This window comes from Actinomycetospora straminea (genome assembly GCF_028737255.1).
GTDB classification, from domain to species: domain Bacteria; phylum Actinomycetota; class Actinomycetes; order Mycobacteriales; family Pseudonocardiaceae; genus Actinomycetospora; species Actinomycetospora straminea.
The window spans coordinates 146,197-158,799 of record NZ_JAQZAN010000005.1 but is presented as its reverse complement, the minus strand read 5'-3'; the positions used below and the strand labels follow the sequence as shown (position 1 = coordinate 158,799).

Genomic DNA, 12,603 nt, shown 5'->3' with positions numbered 1-12,603 from the left:
CAGCCGAAAGGGACGAAAACGCCCCATTTTGGGGGTGTACGCGGGGGTGAGGCGACGGTTCGTTAGGTGAGGCGTGCCTATCGACCGCTCCCCAGGTCACCACGCCCCGAGGAGGCGTGCGTGATGGTGGTGCAGGGGCGGCGGATCGTCCGGGTCGTGCTCGCGGCGGTGGCCGGCGTGGCGCTGCTCGCCGCGGCCGCGTGCGGCGGTGCGCCGGCGCCCGAGGACCGCACGATCACGCTCTACAACGCCCAGCACGAGGACCTCGGCCGGCTCTGGGTCGACGAGTTCACGCGGCAGACCGGCATCCCGGTGCAGATCCGCAAGGGCGGCGACTTCGAGCTCGGCAACCAGCTCGTCGCCGAGGGCGCCGCGTCGCCGGCCGACGTGTTCATCACCGAGAACTCGCCGGCGATGTCGCTGGTCTCCGGCGCCGGCCTCTTCGCGCCCGTCGATCCGGCCACCCGGGCGCAGGTGCCCGCGCAGTACTCGTCGAACCGCGGCGACTGGGTGGGCATCGCGGCGCGGACCACGGTCGTCGTCTACAACCCGAGCCTGGTGCGCGCGGACCAGCTGCCCGCCTCGATCCTCGAGTTCGCCCAGCCCGCGTGGCAGGGACGGATCGCGTTCCCGCCGGGCGGCGCCGACTTCCAGGCGATCGTCTCGGCGGTGAACGCCCTCAACGGCGACGCCGCCACCCAGCAGTGGCTGGCCGGGCTCAAGGCCAACGGGCGGATCTACCAGAGCAACACCGCGACGATGCAGGCCGTGAACCGCGGGGAGGTCCCGGCCGGGATCATCTACCACTACTACTGGTACCAGGACCGCGCCGAGTCGGGCGCGAACAGCGCCAACACCCAGCTGCAGTTCTACACCGACGGCGACGCGGGCGGGTTCCTCTCGGTCTCGGGCGGCGGCGTCCTCGCCTCGAGCAAGCGCCCCGCCGAGGCCCAGCAGCTGCTCGCGTTCCTCGCCGGCGCGGCGGGGCAGCAGGTGCTCGCGCGGTCGGAGAACCTCGAGTACACCGTCGGCGCCGGCGTGCCCGCCAACCCCGCGCTCAAGCCCTTCGCCGAGCTGCGCCCGCCGCCCGTGGACCTCAACGCCCTCAACGGCCCGAAGATCGTGCAGATGATGCAGCAGGCCGGCTTGCTGTGACCGTCGTCGGTCGACGCGCGCGCGTGGGGGACCCGCTGCGCGTCGCCGTCGCCTCGGCGGCCGCCCTGCTCGCGCTCCTCCCGGTCGGCTACATCGCGGTGTCGGCGGTCCTCCTGGGCCCCCGCGGGATCGTGGACCTCGTGTGGCGGCCCCGGGTGGGCGAGCTGCTGGTCAACACCACGGTGCTCCTGGTCGCGACGGCCACGGCGTGCGCGGTCCTCGGCACCGCCACGGCGTGGGTCACCGAGCGCACCGACCTCCCCGGCGCTCCCGTGTGGGGCGCGCTGTTCGCCGCGCCGCTCGCCGTGCCGGCGTTCGTCACCAGCTACGCGTGGGTCTCGGTGCTGCCGGGCGTCGACGGGTTCGTCGGCGCGCTCGTCGTGACGACCATGTCCTACTTCCCGCTCGTGCACCTGCCCGTCGCGGCGGTGCTGCGCGGCCTGGATCGCGACCAGGAGGACGTCGCCCGCGCCCTCGGGCTCTCGGCGGGCGCGGCCGCGGTCCGCGTCGTGCTCCCGGCGATGCGTCCGGCGATCGTCGGCGGGGCGCTGCTCGTCGGGCTGCACCTGCTCGCCGAGTACGGCGCGCTGGCGCTGCTGCGCTACCCCACCGTCACGGTCGCGATCTACGACCTCTTCGAGTCCACCTTCGCGGGCCCGGGGGCGATCGTGCTGGCGGGGGTGCTCGTCGTGCTCTGCCTGGTGCTGCTGGCGGTCGACGTGGCCCTGGTCGGGCGGGCGCGCCGGGCGCGCGTGGGGTCGGGGGCGGCCCGCCGCCGGGCCCGGACCCCGCTCGGCGCCGCGCGGGTCCCGGCGCTGCTGGGCGTCGGGCTGCTCGTCGTCGCCGCGCTGGGGGTGCCGCTGGCGAGCCTCGTCCGCTGGCTGCTGGAAGGGCGCTCGACGACCCTGGAGGCCGGGCCGCTCCTCACCGCGACCGTGACCTCGATCGGGCTCGGCCTGCTCGCCGCGGCGGTGACGACGGCGCTGACCTTCCCCGTCGCCTGGCTCGCGGTCCGCCGCCCGGGCCGGCTCCCGCGCCTGCTCGAGCGCACCGCGTACCTCGGCAACGCGCTGCCCGGCATCGTCGTGGCCCTGGCGCTGATCATCGTCGCGATCCGGCTCGTGCCCGGGCTGTACCAGACCACGCCGCTGCTGATCACCGCGTACGCGATCCTCTTCATGCCCCTCGCGCTGGTGAACCTGCGCGCGGCGCTGGTGCGCCTGCCGCCGGAGCTCGAGGACGTCGCGCACGGGCTCGGCTCGCCACCGGCCGCCGTGCTCGTCCGGGTCACCGCGCCGCTGCTCGCGCGGGGCGCCGGGGCGGCCGCGGCGCTGGTGTTCCTCGCGGTCTCCACCGAGCTCACGGCCACCCTGCTCCTCGCCCCCACCGGCACGACGACGCTCGCGACGGCGTTCTGGGGCAAGGCGACGGCGCTGGCCTACGGCGCGGCCGCGCCCTACGCGGCGACGATGGTGCTCATCTCGGTGCCCGCGGCGTTCCTGCTCACGCGCCACGTCCACGCCGGGGTGCGGACGTGACCGGGATGGTGGTCGAGGGCGTCACCAAGGCCTTCGGCGCGACCCCCGTGCTGCGCGGCGTCACGCTGACCGCCCCGCCGGGCACGCTGACGGCCGTCCTGGGCCGGTCGGGGTGCGGCAAGACGACCCTGCTGCGCATCGTCGCGGGCTTCGACCGTCCCGACGCGGGCACGGTCGCGCTGCACGGGCGCACCGTCGCCGGCCCCGGGCGGGCGCTGCCCCCTGAGCAGCGCGGCATCGGCTACCTCACGCAGGAGGGCTCGCTCTTCCCGCACCTCACCGTCGCGGCGAACGTGCTGTTCGGCCTGCCCCGGCGCGAGCGCCGGCAGGGCGGCGCCCGGGTGGCGGCCCTGCTCGAGACCGTCGACCTCGCCCCGGAGCTGGCCGACCGCCACCCCCACGAGCTCTCCGGCGGCCAGCAGCAGCGCGTCGCCCTCGCCCGCGCGCTCGCGCCGGAACCCGCGGTCGTCCTGCTCGACGAGCCCTTCTCCTCGCTCGACGCCGGGCTGCGCGCCGACACCCAGCGCGCCGTCGCCAAGGCGCTCGCCGCCGCCGGGGCCACGGCGCTGCTCGTCACCCACGACCGGGCGGAGGCGCTCGCGCTGGCCGACCAGGTGGCGGTGATGCGGGACGGGGTCATCGCCCAGGTGGACGCGCCGGCCGCGATCTACCGGGACCCCGTCGACCCCGGGGTGGGCGCGCTCGTCGGCGACGCGGTCCTGCTCGACGGCCGGCGCGCGGCCGCCGGGCGGGTCTCCTGCGCGCTCGGGGACCTCGCGCTGCGCGGCGACGGGCCGGACGCCACGCAGGTCCGGGTGCTGGTCCGCCCCGAACAGCTCGTGGTGGGCCGCGACGGTCCGGGGGTGCCAGCGCGCGTCCGGACCCGCGAGTTCCGCGGCCCGGACCTCACGGTGGAGCTGGCCGTGGGCGCCGGGGCGGAGGACGCCGTGGTGGTCGCGGCCCGGCTCCCCGGCGACGCCGACGTCCTGCCCGGCGACGACGTCACCGTGGCCGTGCGCGGCGCCGTCACGGCCTACCGGGTCTGACGGCGCCGGGGAGCCCGCCGGCGCGCGGGGAGCCGGGACACCAGCAAGGACCGGGCGACGGGGCCCGGGACGACGACCGACCCGTGTGTCCCGGTGAGCTGCACGTCGCCCGTGCGGCGGTCGGCGCGCACGACCGCCACGGTCTCGCCGGGCAGCGCACCGGCGTCCTCGAGCGCGACGAGGAGGTCGCGGTCGGTCTGCAGGCGCTCGGGCACCCGGCGCAGCGTCACCCGGGACGTCTCGTCGCCCACGGCGTCGGCGAGCGGGACGAGGACCGGACCGACCTCCCCGGGGTGCTCGTGACCGGCGGCGCCCACCGGCGGGATCGGGGTGCCGAACGGGGTCCAGGTCGGGTCGCCCAGCCGCGCGGACATCTTCCGCTCGGCCTCGGCGCCGATGACGTGCTGCCAGCGGGACGCCTCGACGTGGGCGAGGTCCCAGGGCAGGCCCACCACCTCGAGGAGGAAGGTCTCGGCGAGGCGGTGCTTGCGGATCACCGCGGCCGCGTCCGCCCGGCCGCGCGGGGTCAGGACCAGGTGCTTCTCCGGGGTCACCTCGACCAACCCGTCGAGCACCAGCCGGTCGACCTGCTGCCACACGGTCGGCCGGCTCGCCCCGAGGCGTCGCCACAGCTCCTGGTGGCGTGCCGGCAGCCCCTCCTCCTCGAGCTCGAAGAGGATGCGCAGGTACATCCGCCCGGCGTCGAGGAACATCCGACGCCGGTCGTGGTGGGACGGCTCCGGGGGGACCGTCCGCAGGCGTGCCGCGCTCGCCATGACCGGACTCCGTCCCGGTGGTGACCGGCCGCTCCGACCGCCCGACCGGCCGCGCCGGAGCCTCTGCCGCAGGCGAGGCTAGCCTCATGACGACGGCCCCCGTCTCCCTACAATGAGGGGGTGCGCAGCGCGGATCCGGATGCGCTCGCGGCCCGCCCGGTGACCGCGAGGAGCGTCCTCGTGGTGGACGACCACCGCGTGTTCACCGACGCCCTCCGCCTCGGGCTCGAGCGTCAGGAGGACGTGGGGTCGGTGACGGTCGCCCACTCCGCGGGCGAGGCCCTGGCGCACGCCCGCCGCACCGCCTTCGACGCCGCCATCGTCGACCTCGACCTGCCCGACGCGTCGGGGCTGGACGTCGTCGCCGCGCTGACCGAGATCCGGCCGGGCGTGCGGGTGGTGGTCCTGACCGCCTACGGCCGGCCCGACCTCGTCGAGCGCGCCACCGCGGCGGGGGCGGACGCGTTCCTCACCAAGGAGGGCACCCTCGACCGGGTCCTCGACGCCCTGCGCATGCCCGGCGCCGCACGGCCCCCGGTCGACGCCGGGCACCACCCCGGGCAGACGGGCCGGGTCGAGCTGACCCACCGCGAGCAGGACGTCCTGCGGCTGCTCGGGCAGGGCCGCGACCCCGCGGGGATCGCGGCGGACCTGGGCATCTCGCTGCACACCGTCCGCGGGCACGTCAAGGCGGTGATGGCCAAGCTGGGCGCGCGCAGCCAGCTCGGGGCCGTGGTCGCCGCGCACCGCCGGGGACTCATCAGCATCGGTTCGAGGTACTGACGTGGCCGGCGGGCGCGGGGTCGTGCGGGCGGCGCTCGTCCGCCACGCGGTCGTCGCCCTCGTCGTCATCCTGGTCGCCGTCGCGGCCGTGACGTCCGGCGTCGCGCTGTTCGCCCGCGAGGACGCCTACCGGGAGGCCGAGGTCTCGGCGCGCCGGGTCGTGGCGGCGGTCGGCGGTGCGGTGTCCCGCCACGACCTGACGCGGCCCGTCGACGCGGCCACCCGCCAGGAGCTCGACGAGGCCCTGCGGCCGTTCCTCGCGAGCGGGATCATGTCGCGCGCGAAGATCTGGTCCCTGCGCGACGGCACCGCGCGGATCGTCTACTCCGACGAGCCGCGGGTGGAGGGCGCCACGGTCCCGCTGGCGCAGTTCCAGGACGGCGCGTTGCCGGTCCAGCCCGTGCCCGACGATCCCGAGCACCGGTTCGAGAGCTCCCGCTCGCACGCGCTGCTCGAGGTCTTCACGTCGTTCCGCGACGCGACGGGTACCGAGGCGTCGCTCGAGCTCTACGTCACCGTCGACGAGGAGACCGCGGTCTGGGACGCCGCCCGGCCCGTGGTGGCGGTGACCGTCGCCGCCCTGCTCGTGCTGGCCCTGGCCACGCTGCCCTGGACGGTCGCGTCCGCCCGCCGCACGGCGCGGCGACGCGCCGACGAGCAGGCGGCCCGCGACTACGCGCTCGCCGCCGCCGAGACCGCGCGCCGCGAGATCGCCCAGCGTCTCCACGAGGGCGTCATCCCCGACCTCGCCGGCGTCGGGCTGCTCCTCGAGATCGCGCGGGCCGAGGACGGCGAGCCCCGGGAGCGGTCGTCGGTGATCGGGCACGCGCACGACCTGCTCGCCGACGAGGTGGTGCGCCTGCGCGCGCTGCTCGACGACCTCGCCCGGCCCACCGTCGCGGCGCACGGGCTCGTGGCGTCGCTGCGCGAGCTGGCCGCGCAGCTGTCCACCCCCGGGACCGTGGTCTCCGTCGAGGGCCCGGACGACCCCGCGCTGCCCGAGGACGTCGCGGTCGTGCTGTACCGGGTGGCCCACGAGCTGGTGCGCAACGCCGTCCGGCACGCCGGCGCGTCGCGGATCGAGGTCACGGTCGACGACGTCGCGCGCGGCGACGGGATCGCGCTCACGGTGGTCGACGACGGCGCGGGGTTCGACGTCGCGGCGCCGGCCGGTCCGGGCCACGTCGGGCTGCTGCTCGTGCGGGGCGTCCTCGCCGACCGCGGGGGCGACCTGGAGCTCACCAGCGCGCCCGGCCGGGGGACGACGGCCGTCGCCCGGCTGCCGCGCACCGGCGCCCCCCGGCGCCCGCGGCGACGGCTCGCCGGGGCGGCCGGCTCCTGACGGGCCTCAGGCCGCGAGGTGGAACGTCCGCGCGAAGCGCCCGAGGAGGTCGCCCCGCCCGCGCAGCACCTCGACCGCGCCGGTGGCGATCGCGCGCTCCGGGGCCAGCTCACCGGAGATCAGCCGGTGGATGCTCGGACCTGCCGTGAAGGCGAGGTCCACGGGTCCGTCGCCGCGCGTGACGTCGAGGGTGGGGCCGTCGACGCGGATGAGCAGCTCGTCCGTGTCGACGCGCGCGGCGTAGGCGGTGGCGGGCTGGGTGGCCGCGACCTGCGGGCGGAAGGCGGTGCGCAGGGCGATGGTCACCGAGGCGGGGGTGACGATCTGCTCGTCCCGCGGCTCGCCCATCGCCTTCGCGCCCCAGGCCCCGAGCGCGAGCACGAGGGGCTCGAGCTCGCGGCCGTAGTCGGTGAGCTCGTAGACGACGACGCGCGAGCGCGGCGCCCGCCGCAGGATGCCGGCCTCCTGCAGCTCCTTGAGCCGGGCGGCGAGGATGTTGCTCGGGATGCGGGGCAGGCCCGCGGCGAGCTCGCCGTAGCGGCGCGGGGCGACGATCAGGTCGCGGACGATGAGCAGCGCCCAGCGCTCGCCCACGAGCTCCAGGGCGCGCGTGACGCCGTCGTACTGCCCGTACTCCCGGGCGGGCACCGCGTCAGCCCTGCTGGCCCACGGCGGCCCCGGGGCCCTCGGCGGCGGCGGCCGGGTCCATCCAGCCGAACTCGAGGGCGTTCCCGTCGGGGTCGGTGATCCCGCGCTGGTACATGAAGCCGTAGTCCGCCGCCGCGCGCGGCTCCGACCCCCCCGCGGCCAGGCCGTTCGCGGCGGTCGCGTCGACGTCCTCGCGGCTGTCGAGGAAGAACGCGGTCGACGCCGTGGGGCTCGCGGCCGGGTCGCCGAGGGGCAGGTCGGTGAAGGTCTGGAAGTACTCCCGCGTCAGGAGCATGACGGCGCTGTGGTCCTCCTCGACGACGACGCAGGCCGCGTTGTGGTCGCTGAAGGCCGGATTGATCCTGAACCCGACCGCGGTGTAGAAGGCCTTCGCCCGCTCCAGGTCGGTCACCGGCAGGCTGACGAACATCATGGTCATCTCGGGTCTCCCGCCCGTCGCTGCGTGCGGGAGCCACACTTGCGAAAAACAAGTGCGCGGTCAAGCCCGGGTGAGCACCTCCGGCCCGTGCTCGGTGATGGCGACGGTGTGCTCGGCGTGGGTGGTGCGCGAGCCGTCCGCCGACCGGATGGTCCAGCCGTCGGGGTCGTAGACGATCTTCCCGGTGGTGCGGGCGAACCACGGCTCGAGCGCGAGCGTCAGCCCCGGCCGCAGTCGCAGGCCCCGGCCGGCGCGCCCGTCGTTGGGCACGTGCGGGTCCTCGTGCATCGTGCGCCCCAGCCCGTGGCCGCCGAACTCGAGGTTGACCGGGTAGCCGTACCGCGCGGCGACGCGCCCGATCGCGGCGGAGATGTCGCCGAGCCGGCCGCCCGGCTGCGCGGCGGCGATCGCCGCCTCGAGCGCCTCCTCGCCGGCCCGCACGAGGCGCCGGTCCTCCTCGGCGGCCTCGCCGACGATGACGGTGCGCGCGGCGTCGGCCACCCAGCCGTCGATCCCGAGGGCGAGGTCCATGCTCAGGACGTCGCCGTCGCGCAGGACGTAGCGGTGCGGCAGCCCGTGCAGGACGGCGTCGTTGACTGACAGGCAGACGACGTTGCGGAAGGGCCCGCGACCGAAGGACGGCGCGTAGTCCCAGTAGCACGACTCGGCGCCCCGCTCGCGGATCATCGTGCGGGCGTGCTGCTCCAGGTCGAGCAGGTCGACGCCCACCCGGGCGCGCTCGGCGAGCTCGCCGAGCACCTGGGCCACGAACCGTCCGGCGACCCGCATCCGCTCGATCTCGGCGGGGGTCTTGAGCTCGATCATCGGAGCACTCCTGGTCGGGATAGTTATACCGGTATTACTATCACGCCCATGGTGCGTGTGCCGCTGACCCCGGAGGAGCGCGAGCGCGGGCAGCGGCTCGGCGAGGCCCTGCGGGAGGCCCGGGGGACGCGGAGCATGGCCTCGGTCGCCGCGGCGGCCGGGATGTCGGTGGAGACGCTGCGCAAGATCGAGTCCGGGCGCGTCCCGACGCCGGCCTTCTTCACCGTCGCCGCGCTGGCCGACGAGCTGGCGTTCCCGCTGGCCGATCTGGCCGCGGCCTGCGTCCCCGCGAGCGCGGACGAGCAGCCGCGCACCGCCTGAGCGCTACAGGGGCGAGGACGGGTCCGGCTCGCCCAGCCGCGCCACGAGCCGCTCCGTGTGCGGCGCGACGCCGAGCCGGTCGAGCACCCGCCACGCCCCGCCCGGCCCCTCGCCCTCGAGCAGCAGGACGAGCAGGCGCCGGCGCACGACGCTGCGCCCACGGGGGTCGGTGCTGCGGTCCGGGCGCACCCAGGTGGCGAGGCTCGGGTCGTCCCCGATGCGGGCCCGGAGGCGCTCGAGGGCCTGGGTCGCGCCGTCGCTGAGGCTCATGTCCTCGGGGCGCGGCAGCAGGCCCGGCCGCGCGCCGATGCCGGCGTGCACCGGCCGGCCGATCTGCGCCTGGACGACGCCGAGGTCGACGCCGGCCTCCAGGACCACGCGCCGGGCGACGGGGTCGAGCAGGCTCGCGGCGAGCAGGTGCTCGCTGCCGACCCGCCAGGAACCCACGCGCTCGGCCTCCTGCAGCGCGCCGATGCCGCGCGCCCAGGACGTGGGGTCGCCGCAGCGCGGCGCCCCGCCGCCGGCGACGTCGGGGGCGCCGGACGGCGCGTTCCCGGGCCCCGACAGCACGGGCACAGCGTGCCACCGTCGATCCGCTCCGTACACGACCGTGCGGGGGTCACGCCGTCGAGGTGGGCACGACCGGACCCGGGCGGAGACACCCCGAGGAGCGGCCGCCGCCCGCCGACCGGCCCTCCCGACCACCCGGCCGGCGCTCTACCGTGTCGTGATGGAGGTGCCCCGGACCGGCACGGGCGGGCCGTCAGGGTCGGCCCCGGCGGAATCGTGCTCGTGCTGTGCCCCCGCGGGCGTCGACGACACCCGCCGCGCCGTCCTCACGCGACGGGTGCGGCTCCTCGTCGCGGCCACGATCACCTACAACGTTGTCGAGGCGGTCGTCGCGATCGCGGCGGGCACCGTGGCGTCGTCGTCGGCGCTCGTCGGGTTCGGGCTGGACTCGACGATCGAGGTGGCCTCGGCGGCGGCCGTCGCCTGGCAGTTCTCCGCCCGCGACCCCGAGGCACGCGAACGGGTGACGCTGCGCATCATCGCCGTCTCGTTCTTCGCCCTCGCCGCCTACGTCACCGTCGACGCGGTCCGCACGCTGCTCGGCGCGGGCGAGGCCGAGCCCTCGACCGTCGGGATCGTGCTCGCCGCGCTGAGCCTCGCGATCATGCCGGTGCTCTCCGTCGCGCAGCGCCGCGCCGGCCGCGAGCTCGGCTCGAGCACCGCGGTCGCCGACTCGAAGCAGACGCTGCTGTGCACCTACCTCTCGGGGGTGCTGCTGCTCGGCCTCGTGCTCAACGCGCTGCTCGGGTGGAGCTGGGCGGACCCGGTGGTCGCGCTGGTCATCGCGGCGGTCGCGGTGAAGGAGGGGCGCACGGCGTGGCGCGGGGAGCACTGCTGCTGAGCCGTGCCGTCGATCGCTGCTCCCGGTCACCGCAGGGCGGGCGCCGTCTCGACGGTCCAGGCGCCGTCGCGGAACGTCGACCGCTCGGTGACGACGGCGCTGAGCAGCGCGGCCGGCGTGACGTCGAAGGCCGGGTTGTAGACCGCGGTCCCGGACGGCGCGATCGGCGTCCCCGCGACCGTGCGGACCTCGTCGGCGTCGCGCTCCTCGATGGCGATGTCGGCACCGGTGGGCGTGGCGTGGTCGACCGTCGACTCCGGCGCCACGACGACCATCGGCACGCCGCTGCGGACCGCGGCGCACGCGTGCGCGTAGGTGCCGATCTTGTTGGCGGCGTCGCCGTTGGCGGCGACGCGGTCGGCGCCGACCACCACGGCGTCGACGAGCCCCCGCGCGATCGCCGAGGCGCCCGCCGCGTCCACGCACAGGCGGTGGGCCACGCCCATCTCGCGCAGCTCCCAGACCGTCAGGCGGGCGCCCTGGAGCAGCGGCCGGGTCTCGCACGCGAGGACCTCCGCGACCCGCCCCCGCCCGGCCAGCTCGCGCACCGCGCCCAGCCCCGTGCCCCACGCGACCGTGGCCAGGGCGCCGCTGTTGCAGTGGGTCAGCAGGCGCAGCGGGCGGTCGCCGCAGAGCTCGGTGAGCAGGTCGGCGGCGCGGGCGGACAGGCGCCGGTTGGTGGCCTCGTCCTCGTCGAGCACGGCGCACGCCTCGGCGAGCACCGCCTCGGCGCCGTCGTCGAGGCGCGCGAGCGCCCGCTCCATGCCGCGGCGCAGGTTCACCGCGGTGGGCCGGACGGCGGCCACCCGCTCGGCCTCCGCGCGCACCCGGTCCGGGTCGCCGGGGTGCCGGCGGGCGGCGAGGGCGACGCCGAGTGCCCCCGCGGCGCCGAGGGCCGGCGCGCCGCGGACGGTGAGGTCGCCGATGGCCGCGACCACCGCGTCGACCGTCGCGAGGCGCCGGACCCGGTACTCCGCCGGGAGCGCGCGCTGGTCGATCGCCGCGATCGCGTCGCCGTCCCAGTCCACGGTGCGCGCCACGAGCACCACCTTCGTCGCGAGTCCGGCCGGGCGCCAGGCCCGTGTGGCGAGGACCCCGGGCGCTGATGACCGGATCACCCGCCGCCTGCCAGGGTGGTGACGGGCACAGCGCGGCGCCGTGGCCGCGCGCGACGAGAGGACGGCGTGATGGCTGAGGTCAAGGTCGAGCACGAGGTGACGCTGTCGCGCGAGGAGGTCGCCGACTGGCTCGCCGACCTCGCGGACGCCATCCGCGAGGGCGGCTCGGCGGAGCTGTCGCTGTCCGGGCCGGTGCTGACGCTGCCCCTCGCCGACGACATCGAGGTCGAGATCGAGGTGGAGATCGACGGCGACGAGGTCGAGCTCGAGCTCGAGCTGTCCTGGACGACCGGCCGGCGGGGCCGCAAGGGCGGGGACGAGGACGCGGAGGACAGCGAGGACAGCGAGGACGCCGACGAGGACGGCGGCGAGGACGGCGGCGAGGACGCCGGCGGGGACGGCGGCGAGGACGAGGACGAGGGCGCGGCCGCCACCTCGTCGACCGGCGCGGGCTCGTCGTCGAGCGCCCCGACCACCCCGTCGTCCGGGGCGTCCGGCTCCTCGGGCTCGTCGTCGGGCTCGTCGTCCGGCTCGTCCGGCGCCGACGCCGGCTCGCGCACCGCGCCGGGCCGCTCGGTCGCGAAGGGCCCGGTGAAGGACACCTCGGCGACACCGGCGAAGGGGCGGGTCAAGGGCGCCGCGAAGGCTCCCGCGAAGAGCCGGGGCGCCGCGGCCTCGTCGCCCTCGTCGTCGTCCTCGTCGTCCTCCTCGTCGTCGGCCTCCGGGAACGGCGAGGGCTAACCCGCCGCGGAGATGTTGACCATCCAGCGGACGCCGAAGCGGTCGGTGCAGTCGCCGTAGAAGTCACCCCACATCTGCTTCTCCAGCGGGGTGCCGACCGTGCCCCCGGCGGACAGCTGCTCGTACCACCCGCGCAGCGTCGGCTCGTCGTCACCGGACAGCGCGACGGTGACGTCGTTGCCGCGCTCGCGGGTGGTGCCGGGCGGCATGTCGGCGACCATGAGGGTCATGCCCTGCTCGGTCTCGAGCTGGCCGTGCATGACCTTCTGCGCGTCCGGGCCCTCCATGCCCATCTCGGCGAAGGTCATGACGCTGGTGGTGCCACCGAAGACGTCGGCGTAGAAGGCGACGGCGTCGGCCGCCTCGCCGTCGAAGTGCAGGTACGGGTTCAGGCGGACGGCCACGGTGTGCTCCGGTGATCGACGGTGTCGGGCCCCGACGGGAGCGGAAACTAGACCCC

Annotated in this window: 15 protein-coding genes; 8 read left to right on the top strand and 7 right to left on the bottom strand. The window is 76.4% G+C overall.

Annotated elements, in window-relative coordinates:
* The first annotated feature begins 123 nt into the window (after nt 1–123).
* From PH190_RS09735 to PH190_RS09725, 3 genes are read left to right on the top strand one after another with little or no spacing between them, the layout of a single operon-like run.
* The gene (locus PH190_RS09735; RefSeq protein WP_274231391.1) at nt 124–1,155 is read left to right on the top strand and encodes an iron ABC transporter substrate-binding protein; all 1,032 of its coding nucleotides are present in this window, start codon (nt 124–126) and stop codon (nt 1,153–1,155) included.
* Between the two features lie 23 nt (nt 1,156–1,178).
* Nucleotides 1,179–2,693 (top strand): ABC transporter permease, encoded by a 1,515-nt coding sequence (locus PH190_RS09730; protein ID WP_274231303.1) that lies wholly within the window; start codon nt 1,179–1,181, stop codon nt 2,691–2,693.
* A 5-nt stretch (nt 2,694–2,698) separates the two neighbouring features.
* Nucleotides 2,699–3,739, top strand: a complete 1,041-nt coding sequence (locus PH190_RS09725) for an ABC transporter ATP-binding protein (protein WP_274231390.1) — start codon at nt 2,699–2,701, stop codon at nt 3,737–3,739.
* On the opposite strand, the gene PH190_RS09720 is transcribed toward PH190_RS09725, so the two are convergent.
* A complete protein-coding gene (locus tag PH190_RS09720) occupies nt 3,727–4,515 on the bottom strand; it encodes a metal-dependent transcriptional regulator (RefSeq protein WP_274231302.1) in 789 nt (262 codons plus the stop codon). The genes PH190_RS09725 and PH190_RS09720 overlap by 13 nt on opposite strands.
* Before the next feature lie 120 nt (nt 4,516–4,635).
* On the opposite strand from PH190_RS09720, the gene PH190_RS09715 reads away from it, so the two are divergent.
* Both PH190_RS09715 and PH190_RS09710 read left to right on the top strand, forming a co-directional pair.
* Nucleotides 4,636–5,298 carry a response regulator transcription factor gene (locus PH190_RS09715; RefSeq protein ID WP_274231301.1) on the top strand — a complete coding sequence of 221 codons (663 nt, stop codon included), beginning with the start codon at nt 4,636–4,638 and terminating at the stop codon, nt 5,296–5,298.
* Nucleotide 5,299: 1 nt separating this feature from the next.
* Entirely contained in the window at nt 5,300–6,640 is a 1,341-nt protein-coding gene (locus tag PH190_RS09710; RefSeq protein ID WP_274231300.1) for a sensor histidine kinase, read from the top strand.
* A 6-nt stretch (nt 6,641–6,646) separates the two neighbouring features.
* On the opposite strand, the gene PH190_RS09705 is transcribed toward PH190_RS09710, so the two are convergent.
* From PH190_RS09705 to map, 3 genes are read right to left on the bottom strand one after another with little or no spacing between them, the layout of a single operon-like run.
* Entirely contained in the window at nt 6,647–7,288 is a 642-nt protein-coding gene (locus PH190_RS09705; protein WP_274231299.1) for a winged helix-turn-helix transcriptional regulator, read from the bottom strand.
* Nucleotides 7,289–7,292: 4 nt separating this feature from the next.
* The gene (locus tag PH190_RS09700; RefSeq protein ID WP_274231298.1) at nt 7,293–7,727 is read right to left on the bottom strand and encodes a VOC family protein; all 435 of its coding nucleotides are present in this window, start codon (nt 7,725–7,727) and stop codon (nt 7,293–7,295) included.
* Between the two features lie 60 nt (nt 7,728–7,787).
* Nucleotides 7,788–8,552, bottom strand: coding sequence for a type I methionyl aminopeptidase (gene map / locus PH190_RS09695; RefSeq protein ID WP_274231297.1), 765 nt, complete (start codon nt 8,550–8,552; stop codon nt 7,788–7,790).
* A gap of 48 nt (nt 8,553–8,600) precedes the next feature.
* Between map and PH190_RS09690 the strand changes: the two genes are divergently transcribed.
* The gene (locus PH190_RS09690) at nt 8,601–8,873 is read left to right on the top strand and encodes a helix-turn-helix domain-containing protein (protein ID WP_274231296.1); all 273 of its coding nucleotides are present in this window, start codon (nt 8,601–8,603) and stop codon (nt 8,871–8,873) included.
* A 3-nt stretch (nt 8,874–8,876) separates the two neighbouring features.
* Here PH190_RS09690 and PH190_RS09685 read toward each other — a convergent pair whose 3' ends face one another.
* Nucleotides 8,877–9,443 carry a Clp protease N-terminal domain-containing protein gene (locus tag PH190_RS09685; protein WP_274231295.1) on the bottom strand — a complete coding sequence of 189 codons (567 nt, stop codon included), beginning with the start codon at nt 9,441–9,443 and terminating at the stop codon, nt 8,877–8,879.
* A 160-nt stretch (nt 9,444–9,603) separates the two neighbouring features.
* Between PH190_RS09685 and PH190_RS09680 the strand changes: the two genes are divergently transcribed.
* On the top strand, nt 9,604–10,284 hold the full coding sequence (locus tag PH190_RS09680; protein ID WP_274231294.1) for a cation efflux transmembrane domain-containing protein: 681 nt from the start codon (nt 9,604–9,606) through the stop codon (nt 10,282–10,284).
* A 26-nt stretch (nt 10,285–10,310) separates the two neighbouring features.
* On the opposite strand, the gene mtnA is transcribed toward PH190_RS09680, so the two are convergent.
* Nucleotides 10,311–11,324: an S-methyl-5-thioribose-1-phosphate isomerase gene (gene mtnA / locus PH190_RS09675; RefSeq protein WP_274231293.1), complete on the bottom strand. Its 1,014-nt coding sequence runs from the start codon at nt 11,322–11,324 to the stop codon at nt 10,311–10,313.
* Nucleotides 11,325–11,471: 147 nt separating this feature from the next.
* Here mtnA and PH190_RS09670 point away from each other — a divergent pair, with 147 nt between their 5' ends.
* On the top strand, nt 11,472–12,143 hold the full coding sequence (locus PH190_RS09670; RefSeq protein ID WP_274231292.1) for an amphi-Trp domain-containing protein: 672 nt from the start codon (nt 11,472–11,474) through the stop codon (nt 12,141–12,143).
* Here the strand turns inward: PH190_RS09670 and PH190_RS09665 are convergent.
* Entirely contained in the window at nt 12,140–12,547 is a 408-nt protein-coding gene (locus PH190_RS09665) for a VOC family protein (protein WP_274231291.1), read from the bottom strand. The genes PH190_RS09670 and PH190_RS09665 overlap by 4 nt on opposite strands.
* Nucleotides 12,548–12,603: the final 56 nt, after the last annotated feature.

Coding starts and splice junctions, on each gene's coding strand:
- PH190_RS09670 (WP_274231292.1), top strand. CDS start 11,472: ATGGCTGAGGTCAAGGTCGAGCACGAGGTGACGCTGTCGCGCGAGGAG.
- PH190_RS09690 (WP_274231296.1), top strand. CDS start 8,601: ATGGTGCGTGTGCCGCTGACCCCGGAGGAGCGCGAGCGCGGGCAGCGG.
- map (WP_274231297.1), bottom strand. CDS start 8,552: ATGATCGAGCTCAAGACCCCCGCCGAGATCGAGCGGATGCGGGTCGCC.
- PH190_RS09735 (WP_274231391.1), top strand. CDS start 124: ATGGTGGTGCAGGGGCGGCGGATCGTCCGGGTCGTGCTCGCGGCGGTG.
- PH190_RS09720 (WP_274231302.1), bottom strand. CDS start 4,515: ATGGCGAGCGCGGCACGCCTGCGGACGGTCCCCCCGGAGCCGTCCCAC.
- PH190_RS09700 (WP_274231298.1), bottom strand. CDS start 7,727: ATGACCATGATGTTCGTCAGCCTGCCGGTGACCGACCTGGAGCGGGCG.
- PH190_RS09725 (WP_274231390.1), top strand. CDS start 2,699: ATGGTGGTCGAGGGCGTCACCAAGGCCTTCGGCGCGACCCCCGTGCTG.
- PH190_RS09680 (WP_274231294.1), top strand. CDS start 9,604: ATGGAGGTGCCCCGGACCGGCACGGGCGGGCCGTCAGGGTCGGCCCCG.